General features: G+C 64.6%; 19 protein-coding genes. 5 read left to right on the top strand and 14 right to left on the bottom strand.

All coding sequences use genetic code 11. The features are described 5' to 3' along the window. Positions 1-153: 153 nt before the first annotated feature. Genes KUW17_RS23515 through KUW17_RS10825 form a run of 3 tightly spaced genes read left to right on the top strand, consistent with a single transcriptional unit; the run spans position 154 to position 2065 of the window. Entirely contained in the window at positions 154-738 is a 585-nt protein-coding gene (locus KUW17_RS23515; protein ID WP_409996776.1) for a sulfatase-like hydrolase/transferase, read from the top strand. After that, positions 636-1619, top strand: coding sequence for a sulfatase-like hydrolase/transferase (locus tag KUW17_RS10830; protein ID WP_409996778.1), 984 nt, complete (start codon positions 636-638; stop codon positions 1617-1619). Before KUW17_RS23515 ends, KUW17_RS10830 begins: the two co-directional genes overlap by 103 nt. 53 nt (positions 1620-1672) lie before the next feature. Further along, on the top strand, positions 1673-2065 hold the full coding sequence (locus tag KUW17_RS10825) for a hypothetical protein (protein ID WP_222478917.1): 393 nt from the start codon (positions 1673-1675) through the stop codon (positions 2063-2065). Positions 2066-2104: 39 nt separating this feature from the next. Here the strand turns inward: KUW17_RS10825 and KUW17_RS10820 are convergent, their stop codons facing one another. Further along, positions 2105-5302 carry a 2Fe-2S iron-sulfur cluster-binding protein gene (locus KUW17_RS10820; RefSeq protein ID WP_222478915.1) on the bottom strand — a complete coding sequence of 1066 codons (3198 nt, stop codon included), beginning with the start codon at positions 5300-5302 and terminating at the stop codon, positions 2105-2107. A gap of 16 nt (positions 5303-5318) precedes the next feature. Beyond that, the gene (locus KUW17_RS10815; RefSeq protein ID WP_222478912.1) at positions 5319-5771 is read right to left on the bottom strand and encodes a MarR family winged helix-turn-helix transcriptional regulator; all 453 of its coding nucleotides are present in this window, start codon (positions 5769-5771) and stop codon (positions 5319-5321) included. Between the two features lie 174 nt (positions 5772-5945). Between KUW17_RS10815 and KUW17_RS10810 the strand changes: the two genes are divergently transcribed. After that, positions 5946-8234, top strand: a complete 2289-nt coding sequence (locus KUW17_RS10810) for an arginine/lysine/ornithine decarboxylase (protein ID WP_222478910.1) — start codon at positions 5946-5948, stop codon at positions 8232-8234. Between the two features lie 73 nt (positions 8235-8307). On the opposite strand, the gene KUW17_RS10805 is transcribed toward KUW17_RS10810, so the two are convergent. Beyond that, a complete protein-coding gene (locus KUW17_RS10805; protein ID WP_222478908.1) occupies positions 8308-10692 on the bottom strand; it encodes a transketolase in 2385 nt (794 codons plus the stop codon). 10 nt (positions 10693-10702) lie between these two features. Next, positions 10703-11905: a methionine gamma-lyase gene (locus tag KUW17_RS10800; RefSeq protein WP_222478906.1), complete on the bottom strand. Its 1203-nt coding sequence runs from the start codon at positions 11903-11905 to the stop codon at positions 10703-10705. A 115-nt stretch (positions 11906-12020) separates the two neighbouring features. Between KUW17_RS10800 and KUW17_RS10795 the strand changes: the two genes are divergently transcribed. Beyond that, a complete protein-coding gene (locus tag KUW17_RS10795; RefSeq protein ID WP_222478904.1) occupies positions 12021-12479 on the top strand; it encodes an Lrp/AsnC family transcriptional regulator in 459 nt (152 codons plus the stop codon). Between the two features lie 21 nt (positions 12480-12500). On the opposite strand, the gene KUW17_RS10790 is transcribed toward KUW17_RS10795, so the two are convergent. From KUW17_RS10790 to cpaB, 10 genes are all read right to left on the bottom strand, one after another. Then, the gene (locus KUW17_RS10790; RefSeq protein WP_222478902.1) at positions 12501-12983 is read right to left on the bottom strand and encodes a prepilin peptidase; all 483 of its coding nucleotides are present in this window, start codon (positions 12981-12983) and stop codon (positions 12501-12503) included. Continuing rightward, entirely contained in the window at positions 12980-13552 is a 573-nt protein-coding gene (locus tag KUW17_RS10785; RefSeq protein WP_222478900.1) for a helix-turn-helix transcriptional regulator, read from the bottom strand. The genes KUW17_RS10790 and KUW17_RS10785 overlap by 4 nt, the downstream gene beginning before the upstream one ends. 518 nt (positions 13553-14070) lie before the next feature. Then, positions 14071-15072, bottom strand: a complete 1002-nt coding sequence (locus tag KUW17_RS10780) for a type II secretion system F family protein (RefSeq protein ID WP_222478898.1) — start codon at positions 15070-15072, stop codon at positions 14071-14073. 15 nt (positions 15073-15087) lie between these two features. Beyond that, on the bottom strand, positions 15088-16080 hold the full coding sequence (locus KUW17_RS10775) for a type II secretion system F family protein (protein WP_222478896.1): 993 nt from the start codon (positions 16078-16080) through the stop codon (positions 15088-15090). Continuing rightward, positions 16080-17474 carry a CpaF family protein gene (locus KUW17_RS10770; protein WP_226430143.1) on the bottom strand — a complete coding sequence of 465 codons (1395 nt, stop codon included), beginning with the start codon at positions 17472-17474 and terminating at the stop codon, positions 16080-16082. Before KUW17_RS10770 ends, KUW17_RS10775 begins: the two co-directional genes overlap by 1 nt. A 1-nt stretch (position 17475) precedes the next feature. After that, positions 17476-18705 (bottom strand): CpaE family protein, encoded by a 1230-nt coding sequence (locus tag KUW17_RS10765; protein WP_222478892.1) that lies wholly within the window; start codon positions 18703-18705, stop codon positions 17476-17478. A 23-nt stretch (positions 18706-18728) separates the two neighbouring features. Next, positions 18729-19373 carry a TadE/TadG family type IV pilus assembly protein gene (locus tag KUW17_RS10760; RefSeq protein ID WP_222478890.1) on the bottom strand — a complete coding sequence of 215 codons (645 nt, stop codon included), beginning with the start codon at positions 19371-19373 and terminating at the stop codon, positions 18729-18731. Then, positions 19370-19873, bottom strand: coding sequence for a TadE/TadG family type IV pilus assembly protein (locus tag KUW17_RS10755; RefSeq protein ID WP_222478888.1), 504 nt, complete (start codon positions 19871-19873; stop codon positions 19370-19372). The genes KUW17_RS10760 and KUW17_RS10755 overlap by 4 nt, the downstream gene beginning before the upstream one ends. Positions 19874-19878: 5 nt before the next feature. Next, positions 19879-21336, bottom strand: coding sequence for a TadE/TadG family type IV pilus assembly protein (locus tag KUW17_RS10750; RefSeq protein ID WP_222478886.1), 1458 nt, complete (start codon positions 21334-21336; stop codon positions 19879-19881). A gap of 30 nt (positions 21337-21366) precedes the next feature. Next, complete coding sequence (cpaB, locus tag KUW17_RS10745) at positions 21367-22179, bottom strand: Flp pilus assembly protein CpaB (RefSeq protein ID WP_261397157.1); 813 nt, start codon at positions 22177-22179, stop codon at positions 21367-21369. Between the last annotated feature and the right edge of the window lie 22 nt (positions 22180-22201).

Below are 22201 nucleotides of genomic sequence, written 5' to 3'. Positions count from 1 at the left end.
CGAGTCGCATTGTTATGTCATAACATTGCAAATCTCAAGCGGATGCTTCTGGCTGGAAAAAGAAAGCATTCCGCCGCCCGGATGCCGCAAACTGGAAATCACACGCCGTCTTTTGCCGTCAGTCTGGGAGCAGCAGCCGAAAGGGAGGCATAGATGGGCCAGCAGCCGAATTTCCTTGTCATCATCTCGGACGAACACCGCAAGGATGCGATGGGCTGTGCGGGCCACCCGATTGTGAAGACGCCGAACCTGGACGCGCTGGCGGCGCGCGGAACGATGTTCACCGCGGCCTATACGCCCTCGCCCATGTGCGTGCCCACCCGCGCGGCGCTGGCTACTGGCAACTGGGTGCATAAGTCAGGGCATTGGGACAGCGCGACCCCCTACGCTGGCAGCCCGCGCAGCTGGATGCATACGCTGCGCGACGCGGGCCGCGAGGTGGTGTCGATCGGCAAACTGCTTTCCGCTCTGCCGAGGATGACAACGGGTTCTCCGAGGAAATCCTGCCGATGCATGTGGTCGGCGGTATCGGCTGGGCCGTCGGGCTACTGCGGGAGAACCCGCCGCCTTATGACTCGGCGGCGGAACTGGCCGGCGATGTGGGCGCGGGCAGCAGCAGCTATACCGACTACGACCTGGCGATCACGGAAGCGGCAGAGGCCTGGCTGGTCGATCCCAGGCGGCAGAGGCAGCCGTGGGCGGCGTTTGTGTCGCTGGTCAGCCCGCATTATCCCCTGACTTGCCCCGAGGAGTGGCACAGTATGTACGACCCGGCAGAGATGGACCTGCCGGTGGGCTATGGCGCGGGCCTGCCGGGTCACGAGGAGCTGCGCAATATCGCCGCCTTCTTCAACTACGATGATTACTTCGACGAACAGAAGATGCGCGAGGCCAAGGCGGCCTATTACGGGCTCACGTCCTTCATGGATCATTGCACCGGCCGGGTGATCCAAGCGCTGGAGGCAAGCGGCCAGCTGGAGAACACGGTGATCCTCTATGTGTCGGATCACGGCGACATGATGGGGGACCAGGGGTTCTGGACCAAGCAGGTGATGTACGAGCAATCCGCAGGCGTGCCGATGATTGCCGCCGGGCCGGGCATTCCGGCGGGGCAATGCGTGGCGACCTGCACCAGCCTGACCGACATCGCCGCCACCGCGCGGGAGGTGTGCGGCGTGGCGGAGGATGCGGAGCTGCCGGGCGTCTCGCTGCGCCGGATTGCCAATGCGCCCTATGACGAGAGCCGCACCGGGTTCAGCGAATACCACGACGGCGGTTCGAGAACCGGCGCCTTCATGGTGCGCTGGGGCAAGTGGAAATACGTTCATTATGCCGGGATGCAGCCGCAGCTGTTCGACCTGGAAGGCGACCCGCATGAGCAGGTGAACCGGGCAAAGGACGGGATGCATAACCCGGAGATCAGGGCGGCTCTGGCGGAAGGCGAGCAGCGGCTGCGGGCAATCTGCGATCCGGATGAAGTGAACGCCCGTGCCTTTGCGGACCAGCGCCGCAGGATCGTGGAACTGGGTGGCGAGGAGGCCTGCCGCACGGCCTATGTTTTCAACCACACGCCGACGCCGGAAGAGCAGGACAAGATGCGCGAAGGCCCGGCACTGTAGCGCTTGCCGTGCGGACGGCCCTTACCTAGGGTCGCAAGCGGGAGGGCCGTGCGATGACATTGGAAGAGGCAATTGCAACCCAGCCGCAGTGGGTGCAGGTCTGGGTCAACATCCTGTTTCTGGGCGCCTTTGTGCTGCCGCTGGCGCTGCTGATCTGGAAGCCCAGCCGGATCGCCGGACTGGTGACGGTGGCAGCGAGCCTGCTGGCGGGCGGCGGAGTTTACTGGATTTACGGGCAGCTGGGATATGTGCGGCTTCTGGGGCTGCCGCATGTGATCCTGTGGACACCGCTGGCGGTCTGGCTGTGGCGGCAGCGGGCGCGGCCGGACATGCCTGCCTGGCCGCAGCGGATCATCCTGATGGTCTGCGCGGTGATCGCGGTGTCGCTGGCGTTTGATTACGTGGACTTGGCCCGCTACCTGCTGGGAGAGCGGCAGCCGTTCTGAGCCGCCGCCTGCCGCCAGGTTTGCTGTCAGGCCGACCGCCTAGAGGTCGATTTCCAGCACGCCTTCCGGCGCCTGCGCGCGGGACTGGCAGAGAATGATGGCGCCCTCGCGCTGCTTGTTCGAGAGCACGAAATCGCGGTGCTCGGCATCACCGGAAATCAGCCCGCACTTGCAGACGCCGCAGATGCCATCGGAACATTTCACATCCACGTGGATGCCGCTTTCGGCCAGCGCCTCGGCGGCGGTCTTTTCCGCCGGCACCAGGATTTTGCGGCCCGATTTCGCCAGCTTCAGGGTGAAGGGATGGTTTTCGTATTCGGGCTGTTCGGGAACCGAGAAGTATTCCATGTGGCGGGCCTCTTCCGGGAAGCCATTGGCTTCTGCCGCCTCCAGCACGGCCTGCATATAGACCTCCGGCCCGCAGGTATAGACGTGGCTGCCGGGCGTATACTGCAACACCTGCTTAAGGTCCGCGCGGGTACCCAGATCGGAGAAATGCAGATGAACTTTGTCTGCCCATGGGACGTTCCGGAAGTCATCCAGAAACCCGGCATTTGCCATTTTCGAGCATGAATAGCGGAACTCGAAATCCCGGCCCAGCGCGTGCAGCCGGTGGGCCATCGCGATCATCGGCGTCACCCCGATACCGCCCCCCATCAGGTAGGACTTGGCGGCATCCTCCACCAGCCGGAAGTGGTTGATCGGCTTAGAGATGAACACCATCCGGCCTTCTTCAAAGATCCGGTGCATCAGTCTGGAACCGCCGCGGCCCGCGTCCTCACGCAGCACTGCGATCTGGTATTTCGAGCGGTCCGCCGGATCGCCCGACAGCGAGTACTGGCGGAAGAACTCCGGCGCGACGACCACGTCGATATGGGCACCTGCAGTGGCCGGAGGCAGCGAGGCGCCGTCCGGCAGCGAGAACTCGTACTTGGTGACGGCCTCCGTCATGTGCTCGACCTTCGACAGACGCACGCGCATCACAGGCGCATCACCCTGGTCTGCGGTATAGACATGCTCCGGCGGCAGGCCCTGCGCGCGGCGGCGCTTGTGCTCCGCTGCGGGGATCATCGCCTGATAGGCGGCGATCCCGACCTCGCGGTCCATCGGCGCGGGCCAGGCATAAGGCGGCGGGGCCAGCGGTGCGGGGTAGACCGCCAGGGTCTGATCCTCGAATTTCAGGTTAAGGTCCTTGGACAGCTTGCGGGCGTTCACGGGATGCTGCGAGGGGGCATAGGGCCCATCCTCCACCATCTCCAGATCCCACCACCATTTCTTGGTGCCGTTCACCTCGCCATTGCCCAGCGCGTCATCGAGCTTGGCCAAGAGCGGCGCACTGCCGGGCACATTCATCGCGGCCCAGCGGAACGGCGCCTCGGCAAACAGGCCCTCCAGGTTCCAGGGGCAGGTCTTCATGCAGCGGCCGCACATTGCGCCGCCGGGCACGGTGACTCGGTAAGTGGTGCATTTCTGGCTGTCGGACTTCCAGATCTCGTAACCGTTGAACATCAGCTTCGGCCCGGCGGTGATAGCGCCGGAGGGGCATTCGCGGGCACATTTATTGCAGGCCTCGCAGAACCGCTGCAGGCCGAAGTCTACCGGCTTGTCATGGGTCATTGGCAGGTTGGTGGTCACGGCACCGGATTTCAGGCGAGGGCCGAGGAAGGGGTTCAGGATCACCTCACCAATGCGAGAGACCTCGCCGAGGCCGGAGAGCAGCAACAGCGGCGGCTGCAGCACCTCGCCGTCCATCACCGAATGCACCCGGGCGGTATAACCGAGGTTGCGGATCTGCTGCGCGATCACGCCGCCCAGCAGCGAGAACCGCAGATAGGCGCGCATCGACTGGGCGCAGGCAATCCAATCGTCGCCGGAGGCGCCCTCCATCGTCTCATGGCCCTGGTCGATGATGATGCTGATGGCGTTTTCGTGGTAGGGCGCCAGGGGTTCGCCTGCGGCGTCGTGGGAGTAGTAGGTCCAGTCCGGGCAGCGCGAGATGCCCACCGCGTCGCAGCCAAGGAAATAGGCCGCGGCCTTGATACTGGCAGCATTGCGGGCGGCATCGGCGGCGCTGGGGTCAACCTGCGGCGCAGCCTCGCCGTCCTGCAGCAGCACGAAGGCCGCAAGCGAAGAGCGAAAGGCAAAGGCAGAGGAGGACTTGCGGACATAGTTGCCGTTCTTCGCCGCCTCCTGCGGGCCTTTGCCAAGGTCGCCGAACAGGGAGCGTGCAAACATGTCAGCACGTTTCGGGACCCGCGCGACGTTCACCTCGTCTATGTAGGTAGTGGGGTCTGCCACCCGTTTCAGGGTATCGAACGGGTGCGGGCCGTCCATGAAGCGGCGCTTGGTGTAGGGGTCGCGGGTGGCGGCGCTCTTGGCGTGGGCGCCAAGGCCCAGCCGGTATGTGAGCCCCGGCGCCTGCCCCAGAACCAGCGGCAAATCGGGAGCCAGTTCCAGCGTCGTGGTAACGGCAGAGATACCGAAACGGCTGCCCAGAAACGGGTTTGTCAGCATGCCGTTCTCATAGGTGGCAAGCCCCGCCTGTACCGCCAGCTTGCCCAGGTGCACATCACTGGCGGCACCGCTATGCGCGCGCGCCTCCCACCCCAGAAGGCGGATGTAGTTGGCCAAGGTCACCACGGTTTCCGCCGCCCGCAGGCAGGCACGCTGGTCCTGTGCATCCGGCAGCCAGTCAGTGCCATCTTCCCCGGCCCCGGGGTCGCGGGGGAATTCATAGACATAGACCAGCGCGTGCGTGTGGTGGCGGCAGTCCGCGGGCGGGGCCCGCATCGCCTCACGCAAGTTCGCCATCACCACGTCGATGCCGGAGGCGAAGGTCTTGGTCTGCTTCGTGCGCAGGGTTTCCGCCAGCGCCGACACATCCGGGTTTACCAGCGGCGCGTCCAGCCAGGTGCAGGAGGGCACCGCGCAGGCACCTGCAAGCGAGGCGTCGCAGAAGTATCCGAAGGCCTTCAGGTGATCGCTACGCTCCTGCGGGTCCGCAGGGATTTCGGCGCGTTCCTTTTTCACCAGCCCCTCGCGCGTGGCATCCAGCATCGCCTGATAATCGCGCATCGCGTTGACGAGGGAGAGCGGTGCATCGGGGCGGCGGAAACTGACCTGCTCCTGTGGCGGCAGCGCGTCCAGCCCTTCCGGCTGGGCCTGCCGTGTCAGGGCCTCCATCGGGTAGGGCCCCAGGTGCACGGGCCGGTTGCGGTAGGAAAACAATTTGCCCATGGATGGCCCCTTTGAGTTACAGCTTGGCGACGATGCGCGGCTCGTCCTGCAGCAGCTTGGCGGCGGAGTGGCGCAGCGCGGACAGTTCTGCGCCGCTCAGTTTGGCCTCGAAATACGCCGCGTTCTCCTGCGCGATGGGCAGCACCGCCTGCAGCGCCGCCTGGCCCGCGGCGGTCAGCGCCACCCGGATTGAGCGCCCGTCGCCCTCTCCGCTGCGGCGGGTGATCAACCCGCCGGCCTCCATCTGACGCAAGGCGCGGGAGGTGGCGGTGCGGTCGATGCCGATAAAGTCCGCGATCCCGGACGGGGTCGCCAGCCCTTCCTCCCCTGCGGCCAGCAGCACGCACCAGGTGACACGGGTCAGCCCGTATTCGGCGATGCGCTGTTCAAAACGGCGTTCGATCACACGCGCCAGCATGGTGATCTGGTAGCCGAGGGATTGGTGCAGGTGGAAGCGTGTCTGAGTCATGATAATTGACAATGTCAATTATTTGCCCGTCAAAAGCCAGCGAATTCTGCACGTGCCCTCTTGGCGGCCTTTACGGATAGGCGTAACGCGAACTGCGCCCTGCCGCGGGCGTTGCATCATTGCGGGCAGCCTGTATCCTCAAAAACAGGGCTGGATACCCGCTAGGAGAACAGCATGAAATTCCGCTTTCCCATTGTCATCATTGACGAAGATTTCCGCTCCGAAAACTCCTCAGGCTCCGGCATCCGTGCCTTGGCACAGGCCATTGAGGATGAAGGGTTCGAGGTGCAGGGCGTGACCGGATACGGCGACCTTTCGCAATATGCGCAGCAGCAGTCCCGCGCCAGCGCCTTTGTGCTGTCGATCGATGACGAAGAGTTCACCCCCGGCCCCGATCTGGACCCCGCGGTAGTCGCCCTGCGCACGTTTATCGAGGAAGTGCGCTGGAAGAACGCTGATGTGCCGATTTACATCTACGGCGAGACCAAGACCAGCCGCCACCTGCCCAATGACATCCTGCGGGAGCTGCACGGCTTCATCCATATGTTCGAGGACACGCCGGAGTTTGTAGCGCGCCACATCATCCGCGAGGCGAAGAGTTACCTGGAGAGCATCCAGCCGCCGTTCTTCAAGAAGCTGTTGGATTATGCCGAGGACGGCTCCTACTCCTGGCACTGCCCTGGGCACTCCGGCGGCGTGGCCTTCCTGAAAAGCCCGGTCGGGCAGATGTACCACCAGTTCTACGGCGAAAACATGCTGCGCGCGGACGTCTGCAACGCGGTGGAGGAGCTGGGGCAGCTCTTGGACCACAACGGCGCGATCGGAGCGTCAGAGCGCAATGCGGCGCGGATCTTCAACGCCGACCACTGCTATTTCGTGACCAATGGCACCTCGACCTCCAACAAGATGGTCTGGCATCACACGGTGGCGCCGGGCGATGTGGTGGTGGTGGACCGAAACTGCCACAAGTCGATCCTGCATTCGATCATCATGACCGGCGCCATCCCGGTGTTCCTGAAACCGACCCGCAACCACTGGGGCATCATCGGCCCGATCCCGCATTCAGAGTTCGAAATCGAGAGCATCAAGGCCAAGATCCGCGCCAATCCGCTGCTGGAGGATGTGGATGCCGATGCGGTGAAGCCGCGGATCCTGACGCTGACTCAGTCCACCTATGACGGGGTGCTCTACAACACCGAGGTGATCAAGGGGCAGCTGGACGGCTATACCGAGAACCTGCATTTCGACGAGGCCTGGCTGCCGCATGCGGCCTTCCACCCGTTCTACGGCAGCTATCACGCGATGGGCCGCAAGCGGGCGCGCACCAAGCATTCGGTGACCTATGCCACCCAGTCCATTCACAAGCTGCTGGCGGGGATCAGCCAGGCCAGCCACGTGCTGGTGCAGGACAGCGAGGAAACCAAACTGGACCGGCATCTGTTCAACGAGGCCTACCTCATGCACACCTCCACCAGCCCGCAGTATTCGATCATCGCCAGCTGCGATGTGGCGGCGGCGATGATGGAGCCGCCGGGCGGCACCGCGCTGGTCGAGGAAAGCATCATGGAGGCGCTGGATTTCCGCCGCGCCATGCGCAAGGTCGACGAAGAATACGGCGCCGATGACTGGTGGTTCCAGGTCTGGGGCCCGGAGGATCTGGCCGAGGACGGTATCGGCAGCACAAAAGACTGGGTTCTGAGGAAAACCGATGCCGACGGCGTGCAGGCGGGCGGCGAGGACAGCTGGCACGGCTTTGGCGACATGGCGCCGGGCTTCAACATGCTGGACCCGATCAAGGCCACCATCATCACCCCGGGCCTCAACCTGGACGGCCGGTTCGAGGACTGGGGCATCCCGGCCTCGATCGTGACCAAATACCTGGCCGAGCACGGCGTGGTGGTGGAAAAGACCGGGCTTTATTCCTTCTTCATCATGTTCACCATCGGCATCACCAAGGGCCGCTGGAATTCACTGCTGAGCGCGCTGCAGCAATTCAAAGACGACTTTGCCCGCAACCTGGCCGTGCCGCGGGCGATGCCGGAGTTCTGCGCCAGCCAGCCGCGGTATGAGCAGATGGGCCTGCGCGACCTCTGCGAGCATGTGCATGCGCTTTATGCCCGCAATAACGTGGCACGGCTGTCAACCGAGATGTACCTGAGCGACCTGACCCCGGCGATGAAGCCAAGCGATGCCTTCAGCCATATCGCCCGGCGCACCACCCAGCGGGTGCCGATCGACGATCTGGAGGGGCGCATCACCACCAGCCTGGTGACCCCCTACCCGCCCGGTATTCCGCTGCTGATCCCGGGCGAGGTGTTCAACAAGAAGATCGTGGAATACCTGAAGTTCAACCGCGCCTTCGGGCGGGAATGCCCGGGGTTCGAGACCGACATCCACGGGCTGGTGCAGGAGACCGGCCCCGACGGGCTGACCCACTACTTCGCCGACTGCGTGGCGGAATAATGCAAAAGGGCGGCCGAGTTTCCGCGCGGCCGCCCCTGTACTTCAGTCTGATCTAGCAAGCTTAGAAGGGTGTTTACCCGACCGGCACCGCGTTGCTGACCCGTTTGCCAGCGGTCAGCCCGTTCACCTTGGCAACGATGGCCGCGGCATCCAGCCCGTGGTGGCGGTAGAGATCGCCGATGGTGCCGGTCTGGCCGAAATGCTCCACCCCCAGCGGGATGGTCTGGTGGCCTGCAACCCCGCCCAGCCAGGCAAGCGTCGCAGGGTGGCCGTCGATCACAGTGATCACCTTGCAATGCGGCGGCAGGTCCTGCATCAGCGTTTCGATAGGGGACTTGGCGGCGGTATTGCCGCGCGAGCGCGCCCGCTGCGCCGCGGTCCAGCCCGCGTTCAACCGGTCGGCAGAGGTCACCGCCAGCACGCCCACGTCGCGGCGGCTTTCGCCGATGATGCCCGCGGCCTTGATCGCCTCCGGTGCCACCGCGCCCTGGTAGGCGATCACCACATCACAGTTCGGCCCCGGCTTTCGCAGCCAGTAACCGCCGTCGATGGCCCCCTGGCGGAAGTCCTCATCGGCGCGCTTGCCGGGCTGCTCCATCGGGCTGGTGGTGAGGCGCAGATAGACCGAGCCACCGATCTCATCGCGCAGCCAAGTGCGCTCATCCGGGTCGCCCTCGCCGTCGCGCTGCAGGTAGTCGAAGGCCCATTCCATGATCACTGCCAGCTCATCGGCAAAGGCAGGCTCAAACGCCGCCAGCCCGTCCTGCGACATGCCGATGAGCGGCGTGCCGATGGACTGATGCGCGCCGCCTTCAGGCGCCAGCGTCACCCCGGAGGGGGTGCCGACGATCATGAAACGCGCGTCCTGGTAGCAGGCATAGTTCAGCGCATCGAGACCGCGGCAGACAAAGGGGTCGTAGACGGTGCCGATGGGGATCACCCGCTTGCCGAACAGCGAATGCGACAGCCCGGCGGCGCCCAGCAGCAGGAACAGATTCATCTCCGCGATGCCCAGTTCCAGATGCTGGCCCTCTGGGGCGAAGTTCCATTTTGCGGTGGAAGGGATGCGGTGCTCGATAAAGGCATCCTTTTGCACCTCACGCGCAAACAGCTTGCGCCGGTTGACCCACGGCCCCAGCCCGGTGGTGCCGGTCACATCGGGCGAAGTGGTCAGGATCCGCGCCGCCAGTTCGCTGTCCCCCTTGGACAGATCATCGAGGATCTTGCCAAAGGCCATCTGGGTGGAGATTTCGCGGGAGGTGTCGATGGCAATCGCGGGCACCGGCAGCGTCGCGTCGAAATGGCGGCGCGGGCCTTCGGCAAAGAACGGCACCTGGCGAAGAAAACCTTGCAGCGCGGCGGGGTCAGAAACGGTGGCGAAGGGCTCCCACTCCTCCCCAGCGGCAACGCCCATATGGGCCTGCCATTCCGCCATCTGCGCCTTAGTCATCAGACCGCCGTGGTTGTCCTTGTGGCCGGCAATCGGCGTGCCCCAGCCCTTGACCGTATAGGCCAGGAAACAGACCGGGCGGTCGTGGTCGATGGATGCGAACACATCCGCCATCGTCTCCACGCAGTTGCCGCCGAGGTTTTCCATCAGATTCGCAAGTTCCTCGTCGCTGCGCCTGGCGATCAGCGCACTGACATCGCCCTGATCGCCCAAGTCATTCATCAGGTGCTGCCGCCATACCGCGCCGCCCATGTAGGTGAGCGCGGAATACTGCTGGTTCGGGCAGGCGTCGATCCAGGCGCGCAAAGCTTCGCCGCCCGGCTCCTTAAACGCGGCACGCTGCAGGGCGCCGTATTTCACCCGCACCACGTCCCAGCCGAAGGCGTCAAAGATCTTCTCGATCCGCTCGAACAGACCTTCGCGAACGATGCCGTCCAGCGACTGGCGGTTGTAGTCGATGATCCACCAGGTGTTGCGCAGATCGTTCTTCCAGCCTTCCTGCAGCACCTCGTAGATGTTGCCCTCGTCCAGTTCGGCGTCACCCGCCAGCGCCACCATGCGGCCGGTGCGGGCGTCCTGCCCCCAATCCTTGGCGGTGATGAAATCCTGCACCATCGAGGCCAGCGCGGTGATCCCGACGCCAAGGCCGACCGAGCCGGTGGAGAAATCCACGTCATCCACGTCCTTGGTGCGGCTGGGATAGCTCTGCACCCCTCCGAAGCCGCGGAAGTTCTCCATCTTCTCGCGCGTCTGATTACCCATCAGGTACTGCATCGCGTGAAAGACGGGCGAGGCATGCGGTTTCACCGCCACACGGTCGCCGGGCTTCAGTGCAGAAAAATACAGCGCCGTCATGATCGACACCATCGACGCCGAAGAGGCCTGATGCCCCCCGATCTTGATCCCGTCCGCCTTGGGGCGGATGTGGTTCGCGTTGTGGATCATCCAATGCGACAGCCACAACAGCCGCTGTTCGATGGTCTTGAGGTGGGTCAGATCGGGGTGCATGGCTCTCTCCTTACTCGGCGGCGTGCTGCACAGGGGCGGGCAAGGCCTGTTCCAAGTCGGCCAGGATGTCGGCCACATCCTCCAGCCCCACCGACAGGCGGATCAGCCCGTCGCTGATGCCGTGCTCGGCGCGCTCTTCCGGAGTATAGGTCGAATGGGTCATTGAGGCCGGATGCTGAATCAGGGTTTCGGCATCGCCCAGCGACACCGCCCGCTGGATCATCTGCAAGCCGTTCATAAAGGCGATGCCGCCGTGCAGGCCGCCCTCGACCTCAAAGGCGATCATGGCACCGGGCTGCGCCATCTGGCGCTTGGCGACATCGGCCTGGGCAAAGCTGTCATGGCCCGGGAAGGAAACCGATTTCACCGCGGGGTGAGCGGCCAGATAATCCGCCACGGTTACAGCAGAAGCGCAGTGGCGGTCCATCCGCAGCGCCAGGGTCTTGAGGCCGCGCAGGATCAGCATAGCGTTGAAGGGCGCCATCACTGCGCCGGTCATGTCCTTCATGCCGACCAGGCGGATTTCACCGATTTGCTCGGCGGTGCCGACGACCAGACCCGCCACCACATCGCCGTGGCCGCCCAGGTACTTAGTGGCCGAGTGCAGCACGATATCGGCGCCCAGTTCGATCGGGCGGGTCAGGTAGGGGGTGGCATAGGTGTTGTCGACCACCACCTGCGCGCCTGCGGCATGGGCAATCTCCGCCGCCGCGGCAATGTCGACCAGCCGCATATTCGGGTTGGCCGGGGTCTCGAAATACACAACGCGGGTCTTGTCCGAGACAGCGGCGCGCAGATTTTCCATGTCGGTCATGTCGACATGGGTGATGGTGACGCCCCATTTCGCCAGCCCGTGGCGCATGAAGGCAAAGGTGCAGCCATAAAGCGTCTTGTCCACAATCACCTCGTCACCGGGGCTGAGCAGCGTCCACAGAACCGCGGTGATGGCGCCCATGCCGCTGCTGAGAGCCAGACCCGCCTCGGCGCCTTCCAGCGTTGCGATCCGCTGCTCCAGCAGGTCGCAGGTCGGATTGGATATCCGGCTGTAGATATGGCCCTGCCGCTCGCCTGCGAACATCTCGCCGCCGGCCTCGGCGGTCTCAAATGTGAAGGTCGAGGTCAGGTGCAGCGGCGGCGTCAGCGCGCCTTCGTTGTCCTGCGGATCATAGGCGTGGTGGATGGCACGGGTGGCAAAGCCGCCGGAGGTTTTCATGGGATGCTCCTGTCTGATGTTACAGGCATCATCCGCCTGTTTCAGCGGCAATGGATTGCGAATTATTTCTAGACAGATATAAATATTGGCAGATTCTGCCAAACAGGACCTCAAAATGGACAGCAAGGACCGCCAGATCATCCGCGCCCTGCAGCGCGACGGCCGGATGACCAACCAAGACCTGGCGGAGGCGGTAAACCTCTCCCCCTCCCCGTGCCTGCGGCGGGTGCGCAATCTGGAAGCCCAAGGCGTTATCCAGGGCTACAGCGCGGTGGTTGATGCCAAATCCTACGGACTGCCGATCACCGTCTTTGTCCGCATCAAGCTGGAGCGGCACGGCGAGGCGGACGTGAAGAATTTCGAGCGCAAGATGCAGCTGATCGACGAGGTGCTGGAATGCCACGTGCTAACCGGTGCAATGGATTACCAGTTGCGAGTGCTGGTGCCGGATCTGGAGGCCTACGAGGAATTCATCCGCAACCGCATCCATCCGGTTGGCGGCATTGCCTCCATCGACACCAGTTTTGTCTATGGAACGGTCAAGCGGACGGCTGTGTTCCCGCCCGCCCGCTGAAGGCCGGGGCAGGCCGCGCTGTCAGGCTCCGGCGGCTAAAACAGTCAGCAAAAACAGCAGCGCCAGGGAAATTGCCGCCCCCATAGGCATTTTCCCTGGCGTCTGAAGCGAGGCCCAGTGCCGCCAGCCGGCGGCGGCCTCCATCCGGCCCAGCAGCATGAGCGCAAAGGGCACGGCCAGCATGGCCGCGCTGAAGCTCCAGGCAAAAGTTGCCAGCGCGGAAGACGGCACGAAAAGCAGCGCCAGCGCCATCATCTTGACGTCGCCGCCCGCCAGCACCCGCCCGCAGAACAGCGCAAAGCACAACGCGAAGACGACCCCCGCAGCCAGCACGCGCAGCCCGGTTTCCGCCAGCGGCAGCAGCGGCGCGGTCAGCAGGAAAACAGCAGCCAGCCCCAGCATTGTCCTGTTGGACAGCCGCAGGTAGCGCAGGTCGCCCAGCCCGGCATAGATCAGCACCGGGCTGGCCGCGGCCAGCGGCAGCAGTTCCGCGAAGCCCGTCATGCGGCTGAGTTGCGCCGCGGCGTCTGCCCGGCGAAGGTGTCAACCGAGACCAGCTGATAGACCAGTTCGCTCATGTTGCGGGTCTGCGTCTTGGCATAGATGTTGCGCAGATGCGTGCGCAGGGTCGATTTCGAGATCCCCAGGTCCGACTGCACCCGCTTGGCCGGCTGGCCCTTGCTCAGCAGAACGCAGACCCGGTATTCGGCACGGCTCAGCTGGGCCGGATTGTCCATGCTCAGCAAATGCGCCTGGACCTCCGCGGAGCGGCCGGTGCGCTGCTCCTTCAGGCAGGCCTCTGCGTAGAGCCCGGGCGACCGGTTGGTCCAGGTCCTCACCAGAGTGCCGGAAATGATGTTCAGAAGCGCCTGCTGCACCGCCCCGGGCCGGGTTGCAAAATGCAGCTCCAAGAAATCCGTGTGCTGCTTGCCGGAGGACAGCGGGATCACCGCCAGTTCCACCAGTTTGCGGGCGCTGTGGAACCGGTCCAGCATCGGATCCGCCTCCTCATCGCTCATGGATTTATACCAGATCAGCCCCGGCTTGGCCTTGTCCAGATAACTGCCCAGCACTGAGCGGGCAAAGGACCGCTCCAGTTGCGGGCCGTTTCTGCCGCCTGCACCCTTGTCAAAGAAAATCGAACCTGAAGCCCGCCCCTTGCCGGTTGATACCCTGCAAATTGCAGCTGCTTCCCCATTAATGGCCGCCGCCAGTCCGCTCAACGCGTCCCTGAAAGGCGCACAGCCGTGCAAACACTCACACCATCGCGCAACAGGCGCAATCATTCCGGCCTCAGCAGCCCGAACGGTGTGGGTGTCAAAAAGCGCATTGGTCCCCATAACGCGCATCCCCCCACAGCAATACTAACTATTAACTTAGCGCTTTTAGTGACTTAGCAAGCGCTCATACAAAACGACTCCTTATTGCGTCCCTTCATGCTGGCGAGTCCGCTCAATTACGTCAAGAATTTGGCAAAAATTGCAGCTACCAGCTCAATTTTACAACTTTTAGCTGATTTTTTCGGTATTCCGGCATCATACGCCGGAACCAATTGCGGCCAAACGGCAGCAATTGTCCAACTGCATGCGAATCAGCTTGCGACGAAACGGATGTAGCGGATCACAACCGGGCCGATGGTGATCACGACCAGCGCAGGCAGCATCAGCGAGGCCAGAACAGCCGACATCTTGACTGGCAGCTTGCTGGCCATTTCCTGCGCCCGCATTTCCCGCTGGCTGCGCAGATCATCGGAATAGGTGGCTAGCGCCGAGGCCATGCTGGTGCCGAACTGCATCGACTGCAGGGCAACATTGGCAAAGGAGCGGACAGTCTCCACCCCGGTGCGGCTGGCCATATCCAGAAGCGCGTCGCTGCGCGCGCGCCCGGCCTGGATCTGCCGCTGCACGCTGAGCAGCTCAAAAGCCAGATCCGGCGAGACCTGGGCCAGTTCGTTGCCCACGCGGGTCATCGCTGCATCAAACCCGAGCCCGGAATCGACGGATATCCGCATCAGGTCCAGTGCGTTGGGAAAGGCGTCCTCGATCCGGCGGCGGCGGGCGGCGGCACGGGCGTTCAGCACATAAACCGGGCCGAAGAAGCCGGCCCCCACCAGCCCGCTGAGCGTCTGAAATACCTGCATGTTGGTCCAGCCCGCCACTTGCGCGGTAACCGGGTTGGGCGGCAGCAGGCCCGGTGTCTTGGCGGCGGCAATGACCAGCAGCAGCAGCCCCGGCACGGCCAGTCCCAGCAGGACCCGGATCAGAGTGAAATTGCGCAGTGCACCGGCCTGGGAAAACCCCGCCTGGGACAGCTTGTTCGCCAGTTCCGACCGCTCCGTCAGGCTGGCAGGCACAAAGGCCTTCATCAGCCCGCCCGGTTTTTCCGCCGGCGCCTTGAGCAGCGCCAGATCGCCGGACCCACGGTGGCGGGCCGCGCTCAGCGATGACAGCCGCACCGCGGCCGGGGATTTCCGGGCCAGGCTGGCAGCAGCGCCGAAATAGAGCAGCAGCACCGCGGCTGCAGCACCGGCCGCAGCCAGCCCGCTGGCTGTCAGACCGGTTCGGTTCAAGAAGCCGGTAAGGAACTCTTCCATGGCTAACCTCCCTGATCAGATCCGGAAATTGACAAGTTTGCGCAGAACGAGCGCATTCAACAGGGTCAGGACGATGATCCCGCCCATCATCGGCCGGAAAAGCGGATCATCCGCCACGCCCGCGTAATAATCCGGCGTCATCACCGAGACCGATCCAAAAATCATCAGCGGCAGCGCCGACAGCATCCAGGCGGTCAGCCGCCCTTCGGAGGCCAGCGCGTGCACCTTGCGGCGCAGCGCAATCCGGTTGCGGATAACCCGCGACAGGGTTTCCAGCATCACCGACAGGTCGCTGCCGGTGCCGTGCTGGATGCTGACACTGGCCGCCAGGTACCGGGTGTCCTCCAGGCCGGTCCGCTCGGCAAACTCCTGAACCGCGTCCGGCAGATCGTCACCATAGGTCACCTGGTCGTAGATGATCCCCAGTTCGGTGCCCGCCGGGTCCGGCATCTCGCGCGCTGCAATGCCGATGGAATTGTTGAGCGGATGGCCAACCTTGAGGCCGCGCGCCAGCATCTCCAGCGCATCCGGCAGCTGGTGCATCAGCTTGTCCATCTTCTTGCGCTGCTGGCTGATCAGCAGGGCAAAGGGCACACCGACACCGCCGAGCACCCCGATCACGGTGCCATGCAGCCAGCCGGCATAGCCCGCCGCCAACACAGAGATCAAAACCGTCAGCGCACAGCACCCGGCCCAAAACATCCCCGCGCTCAGCGGCACGTCCGCCTGCCGCAGGATCTGCGGCAGAGCACCCGCGACGGGAATGCGCTGCCAGCCGGTCCGGCGCGGCGGCGGTTTCAGAATGGCCAGCCGTTCCGCGCCGCTCCGCCCTTCGGCAATCAGCCTCATCCGGCGGCCGCGCATGGCCTCGGACCGCCCCTTGCGGCCCATCAGCTGCCGCAGGCCGGTGAACAGAAGCAGCACCCCCACAGCGACACCGCAAAAAACCGCGTATCCGCCCAGCTGTCCGTTCCAGCCATGCAATTGGTCGAGAAGATCATTCAGCATCAGGCATCCTCCGGCTGGAAAAGTGTCTGGTCAAACGCCACGCCCGCCGCTTCCAGCAGGGCCGTGCATTGCGGCCGGATACCGGTCGGAATGAACTCGCCCGCGATACCGCCGGATGCGGTCTTGCCCATCCGCCGGAACACGAAGATGTCCTGCATGGTGATCACCTCACCCTCCAGACCGGTGAGTTCCGAGATGCTCATCACCCGCCGCTGGCCGTCCGACAGCCGGGCCAGCTGCACGATGATCTGCAGGCCCGAGGCAATCTGCGCCCGGATCGCCGCCAGCGGCAGCTCCATCCCCATCATCGAGACCATCTGCTCGATCCGGCCCAGCGCATCGCGGGCGGAATTGGCGTGCACCGTTGTCATCGAGCCGTCGTGGCCGGTGTTCATCGCCTGCAGCATGTCAAAGGTCTCAGCGCCGCGCACCTCACCGACGATGATCCGGTCCGGGCGCATCCGCAGCGCGTTGCGCACCAGGTCGCGCTGGCTGACGGCGCCGCTGCCGGACGGATTGGGCGGACGGGTCTCCAGCCGCACCACATGGGCCTGCTGCAATTGCAGCTCTGCCGCGTCCTCGATGGTGACGATCCGCGAGCGCGGGTCGATCCCGGCCGAAATTGCGTTCAGCATGGTTGTCTTGCCGGAGCCGGTGCCGCCGGAGATCAGGATGTTGATCCGCGCCTCGACCAGCGCCTGCAGGAAAGCAGCGGCGCGCCCGTTCAGTGCCTGGCCTGCCACCAGTTTCTCCAGTGTCAGCGGATCGCGGGCAAACTTTCGGATCGACAGCGACGGGCCGTCGATGGCGCAGGGGCGGATGATGGCGTTGACCCGGCTGCCGTCCTCCAGCCGTGCGTCCACCCAGGGGTTGCTCTCATCCACCCGGCGCCCGACGCGCGAGACCACCTTGTCAATGATCCGCAACAGGTGCTTTTCATCGCGGAAGCGCACGCCGGTCTGTTCCAGAACACCGCTGCGTTCGACAAAGACCGTCTGGTGGCCGTTGACCAGAATATCGTTGATACCCGGATCTGCCAGCAAAGGCTCCAGCGGGCCCAGGCCCAGAACCTCGTCGATCAGCTCATCCACCAAGCGGCGGAATTCATCGGCGCGCATCGGGTTGTTTTCCTCAGCCAGCACATCGCTGACCAGCGCCGCCACCTCGCGGCGCAGCTCCTCCGGCTCCACCTTGTCGATCACAGCCAGGTTCAGCCGGTCGATCACCGCCTCGTGCATCCGGCTCTTCAGCTCCAGAAAGGCGGTCAGCCTGCGGGTTTCCTCGCTGGTGTCCGGCTCAGCCGCGGCAACATCTCCGGCGGCGTCCGGCCACAGGGGCACAACCGTTTCCGCAACACTGGCGTCTTCGGCCCGCTTGCCAAAATTCCTGAACATCTCAAACCGCCTTTCCGTGCTGGGGCTGCGCCGCTGCGGCGCGGGCATTGCGTGTCTCGATCAGATCCTTGGACAGGCGGCGGACCGCCTTGGCCAGGGCAGAGCGCCCGGCCGCCGCCGACAGCGGCACCCCCTGGTCCGCCGCCGCTGCCGCCGCCGAGGGGTCATCGGGCAACCAGTATTTGAACGGCTTTTGCAGCAGCTTGGCGGCTTCCTTGTGATGGCTGGCTGCCAGCAAGGGCTTGCGCTCGCGGCTGATGACGATGTCGGCCTGCAGCCGCATGCTGTTCTCGGCGTAGAAATCAAGCAGCCGCCGCGCCTGGCAAACCGCAGGCACTGAACTGCCGGTCACCATCAGCAGCCGCTCGCTGGCCTCCAGCACCGGGGTCAGCCATTCGGCCAGCGCCCGCGGCAGGCCGATCACCACGAAGTCGTACTGCAAGCGCAGATGGGCGATCAGTGCCTCCACCTGCTCCGGCTTCAGCGCATGCAGCGGCGCGATTTCGGCAGGCGAAGCCAGCACCCAGAGCCCAGGCGCGGTCTCTGTCAGCGACTGTTCAGCAAAGACCTGGTCGGGCACGAACCCCTCGCTCGCCAACTCATAGAGACAGCGGTTGGCCGGCAGGTCCAGAAAATTGCCGATGGTGCCGAACTGCAGATCGAAATCCACCAGCGCCACCTTGAACTCCGCTTCCTTCCGGCGCAGCCCGCGGCGCCGGGTCAGGCAATCGGCCAGGTTCACGGCCAGCGTTGTGGCCCCGGCCCCGCCGCACGACTGGCTGACCGCAATCACCATTCCCTCGCGTCCGCCGCGCGCTCCGGACAGGGCTTGCTGCGGTTCCTGCCCCTTCAGGCAGGTGCGGATGGCCGCCGACAGCTCATCCGCCGATACCGTGTCGGGCAGCACTTCGTGGACCCCGGCATCGGTCAACTGCCTGAGTTCGGCAAAGGGCATCGCGGCATCCGCCAGCGCCAGGATCCGCGCCGCACCGCCGGTGTGGCGCAGGATTTCCCTTACCGCCGCGGCATCACGGGCGGCCTCTCCTTCGGCCCGGAAAATGATAAGGTCATTGGTCTCGGCCAGCTGCAGCGCAGTGCCGTTGATCTCGGATAAGGCCGCGTCGCAGTTCCGGACCCCAGTGCCGGGGCTGAACTGCGCCACGCTGGCCACCAGCGCACTGACCGCCGGATCCTTGGAGACCACTACGATAGATTGTGTTTCAGCCTGCATCGCTTTCTCCTTTCTTCTCCGCTTCAGCCGCTTTGGCCCAGCGCCAGGTCCTCGCCCGGCAGTGAAACGCTCATTGAGGGGAACGGCACCGAGGCGCCCAGGGCCGATCCCGCCGGCGCGCCAGCCAGCGCTGCCAGCCGCCCGAGCGGCGAAACGAATTCAAATGTCTGGTTCTGCAACTCCACCGTGACCACGGGCACGTAAGGCCCACCCAAGAAGCCCAGGTTGCTGTCATAGCTGTAGCTGAACGACAGCGCAGAGATGGTGGCACCCGGCGGCATCGCGCCGCGTACCAGGCCCCAGATTTCGTCGGCCGTCGCATTGGCTGCCGAACCGTCGCAAGTCACGGTGCCCGCATCGAGGCAGATGTCGGGCCCGGCCCGGCAGGAGGTGCCGAAATTGGGCAGGGTGCCGGTGGCGGAAGGGTCGCGCTGGTGGATTTCCGGCACCCCGGGGCAGGCTGGAGGACGCACAGCCGCCACACGCGCGGCCACATTCATCGCCCGCTCTGCCACCACATAGTGAAAGGCCATCCGGCCGAAATCGATGAGGCCCATGAACAGGAACAGGAACAAGGGAATCGCGATGCCCAGCTCCACCAGCGTGGCGCCATCCTGCTCGCGGCGGAACCGGCGCAAGGCCGCATATGCCCGACCCAGCCCTCTCATGTCCCGAACACCCGGCTTTGGTCCGTGATGACGGTATTGATTGTGCCCAGGCTGCCGCCGTTCAGGGCAAAGATCCCGGCAAAGGGAAAGGTCATGGTCAGATTGGCCCGCACCGCCACCACCGGCGCCGGCGAGACCCGGTAGCTGCCCGGATGGCAGGCCAGGCTTGGGGTGACCGAGGCCACGTTCAGGCTGGCGGGAAACAGCGCGTCGCCATCGATGCTTTCGCGCACAATTGCCAGAAGCTGCGGCTGATAACTTGCCACCGAGCCGCCGGCGGAGCAGATATCCTGCGGCGCCACCCGGGCCAGATAGCGGGCCGCGTCGCGCACGCCGGAGATCGCCGCCTGATAGGACCACATCATCCGCCCGCCTTCGATGATCACCGCGAAAATCAGCAGCATCACCGGCAGCATCAGGGCAAATTCGACCAGCGCCGCGCCGCTTTCGTCTTTGCGGAAAGCGCGCCAGCCGGTTCTGATTTGTCTTCTCTCAGCCATTTCGATCACCGGTACAATTGAACAACGTCGCGGAAGATGCCGCTGTCGCCAGTGCCCGCGGCACCGCCGCCGGCGCTGCCAATGACCTCGCCCCAGATATCCAGGGTCGGCGGCGAGGCGCCGTCATCCCCCGCAGGTTCGGTCAGGAACACCTTCACGAATTCCTCGACCGGCACATCTGTGGTGGAGCCGCTGACCGGGTTGGCGACGCAGTCGATCGCGGCCACGACAATCACCCGGCGCTCAGGATCCACGCTCTGGTTCGGGGCGCAAACCGGGCGGCCGGTCTCAGCCAGGCCGGACAGGATGGCGCCGTTGCTGCCCGGGCCGCCTGCGGCATTGATTTCCGCCAAGTAGTATTCGTAGCGGGTGGAGGCACCGGGATGCGGGTCCACGCCGCCGTAGTTGGTATCGACATAGTTGATCCGGCCCGCAGTCCAGTTGCCGTCGCCAAAGCGGGAGCAGCCGCCGGTGTTGAAGCAATCGTCGCGCGGCAGCCCCACGGTGTCGGGCGAGGGGTCCTCGTTATTGCCAATGCAGCTGCCGGCGCCATTCGGCACGATGCCCTTGATGACATTGGGGGCCGGGCGGTAGTTAGGATTGTTGCGCTTGCCGTTCATGATCGCGTTGTAGATGTCAAAGCGGACATTGAAGATGGCGTCGCGGATGCCGACCTTCTGGCCCGGTTCGGTGTCAACGCCGCGCTGGTTGAAGCATTGGGTGATGCTGCCCTCGGCCCCCAGCAGGCAGGCGTCCAGCTGCGCGCCGTTTAAACCGGCGCAAGGGCCTTCGTCATCGACCAGCACCTTGGCCGGGTCGAGAAAGCCGAAGTCCCCCGGCCCCCAGCCGGCCCCGTTGCCGCCGGAGCGCAGCAGGATCATCTCGCCGACGCTGGCATCTGCTGAAAATCCCGGCGGGATGCAGAACATCATCGGGGTGATGTCGCAGGCATACTGGGTGAAGCCGGCCACTGATGAGGCGCGCGCCTGTTCATTCGGGCGGGCGTTTCCGGTCAGCGCCGCAAAGGCGGCACCATAGGTGGCGCCGACTGTGCTGGGGGTGGCCACCGCCCGGACAAACGCCGCCTCTTCCGGGTCGGTCGTGGACGCCGTCAGGGCTGCAGTGTCATCATCGGGCAGTTCGGAATAGAAAGTCAGGGTGTAATCTGTATCCCCGCTGAGCAGGCTTCCACCCGTCCCGAAGGTTTTGCGGTCGCTGATCAGATTGGCCGCCGCCGCGCGGGCCCGGGTGATGGCATCGTCCTTGCCGTCCAGCTCCCCCGCTGCCGCCAGCGCCACATTGTCGGTGAACACCTGCAGCTCGCTGCGGGTGATGCCGGTGCGGCCCAGGTCAAACGACATCGCCGCGATTCCCAGAAAGACCACAAAGGTCAGCCCCCAGATGACCAGCATGGTGCCGCGGTCATCCTTTGCGAACTGTTTTATCCGGGTGTTCAGGCGCATGGCTTGACTAAGCTCCAAAGGCGGTTGCGGTCAGCGGATTTCGGTTTCGGACACTTCGGTGCCGCGGCGGATCAGCACGGTCTTGCGCACCCGCTCCGGGGCCGCTTCCGTTTCGGGCCGCAGTGTGCGCAGCACGTCCCGCAGGCCAATTGAATCCAGCGGCACTTCCTCTTCCGGTGCGTCCAGATTGCGCAGCGTCAGGCTGAGCGTGCCTGCCCGCTGTGCCAGCGCCAGGCGCTGGCCTTCTTCCGGCGTGACTTCCACCGTCACGGTGCGGGCCACCCCGGGCTTGTCGGTTTCCTGATTGGCATCCTGGTCCACACCGATAACCCGGGCGTTCTGCAGGATGGTCACGGTCTTCAGATCGGCACCGCGACCCTGGGTCAGCAGAACGTCGACGCTGTCGCCTGGTGTCACAAAGCCGCCCACTGCGGTTTCCGCACTGACTTTGATAGCCATTGCCCGGTGATCCGGGCTGAGCGTCTGCACGATCGTGACCTTTTCGCCGAAGTTGGAAATCTTCGAGGCACGGATCGGCTCCCCCTGCGCAATGGCGCGGCGGGCGCGGCGCGGCGGCTTGCCGGCATCCGGCAGCAGAGCCCCGTAGTCGGTGAATGTGTCTGCAGGCCGTGCGTCCGCCGGCCAGGAAATGGTGGTCAGCGATTGCGCCGTCAGCGCTGTTCCGAAGGAGATATCCTGCGACGCGACCACGACCTCGACCAGCGCCGGCCCTTCTGGGCTGTTCGCCACGGTCTGGCCGTCAAGGTAATCCTTGGCGACATAGGCAGAGCCGCCGGCCAGTGCCAGCCCGGAAATCATGCTGAGTAGTGATGAAATGTTCATGCCAGATATCCTTTCGTCGCTG

This window comes from Leisingera aquaemixtae (assembly GCF_019801145.1).
Lineage (GTDB): Bacteria > Pseudomonadota > Alphaproteobacteria > Rhodobacterales > Rhodobacteraceae > Leisingera > Leisingera aquaemixtae_A.
This window is presented reverse-complemented; position numbering and strand designations above follow the sequence as displayed.

Coding starts and splice junctions, on each gene's coding strand:
- KUW17_RS10765 (WP_222478892.1), bottom strand. CDS start 18,705: ATGCAGGCTGAAACACAATCTATCGTAGTGGTCTCCAAGGATCCGGCG.
- KUW17_RS23515 (WP_409996776.1), top strand. CDS start 154: ATGGGCCAGCAGCCGAATTTCCTTGTCATCATCTCGGACGAACACCGC.
- KUW17_RS10815 (WP_222478912.1), bottom strand. CDS start 5,771: ATGACTCAGACACGCTTCCACCTGCACCAATCCCTCGGCTACCAGATC.
- cpaB (WP_261397157.1), bottom strand. CDS start 22,179: ATGAACATTTCATCACTACTCAGCATGATTTCCGGGCTGGCACTGGCC.
- KUW17_RS10795 (WP_222478904.1), top strand. CDS start 12,021: ATGGACAGCAAGGACCGCCAGATCATCCGCGCCCTGCAGCGCGACGGC.
- KUW17_RS10805 (WP_222478908.1), bottom strand. CDS start 10,692: ATGCACCCCGATCTGACCCACCTCAAGACCATCGAACAGCGGCTGTTG.
- KUW17_RS10780 (WP_222478898.1), bottom strand. CDS start 15,072: ATGGAAGAGTTCCTTACCGGCTTCTTGAACCGAACCGGTCTGACAGCC.
- KUW17_RS10820 (WP_222478915.1), bottom strand. CDS start 5,302: ATGGGCAAATTGTTTTCCTACCGCAACCGGCCCGTGCACCTGGGGCCC.
- KUW17_RS10800 (WP_222478906.1), bottom strand. CDS start 11,905: ATGAAAACCTCCGGCGGCTTTGCCACCCGTGCCATCCACCACGCCTAT.
- KUW17_RS10750 (WP_222478886.1), bottom strand. CDS start 21,336: ATGCGCCTGAACACCCGGATAAAACAGTTCGCAAAGGATGACCGCGGC.
- KUW17_RS10790 (WP_222478902.1), bottom strand. CDS start 12,983: ATGACGGGCTTCGCGGAACTGCTGCCGCTGGCCGCGGCCAGCCCGGTG.
- KUW17_RS10770 (WP_226430143.1), bottom strand. CDS start 17,474: ATGTTCAGGAATTTTGGCAAGCGGGCCGAAGACGCCAGTGTTGCGGAA.
- KUW17_RS10755 (WP_222478888.1), bottom strand. CDS start 19,873: ATGGCTGAGAGAAGACAAATCAGAACCGGCTGGCGCGCTTTCCGCAAA.
- KUW17_RS10825 (WP_222478917.1), top strand. CDS start 1,673: ATGACATTGGAAGAGGCAATTGCAACCCAGCCGCAGTGGGTGCAGGTC.
- KUW17_RS10810 (WP_222478910.1), top strand. CDS start 5,946: ATGAAATTCCGCTTTCCCATTGTCATCATTGACGAAGATTTCCGCTCC.
- KUW17_RS10775 (WP_222478896.1), bottom strand. CDS start 16,080: ATGCTGAATGATCTTCTCGACCAATTGCATGGCTGGAACGGACAGCTG.
- KUW17_RS10760 (WP_222478890.1), bottom strand. CDS start 19,373: ATGAGAGGGCTGGGTCGGGCATATGCGGCCTTGCGCCGGTTCCGCCGC.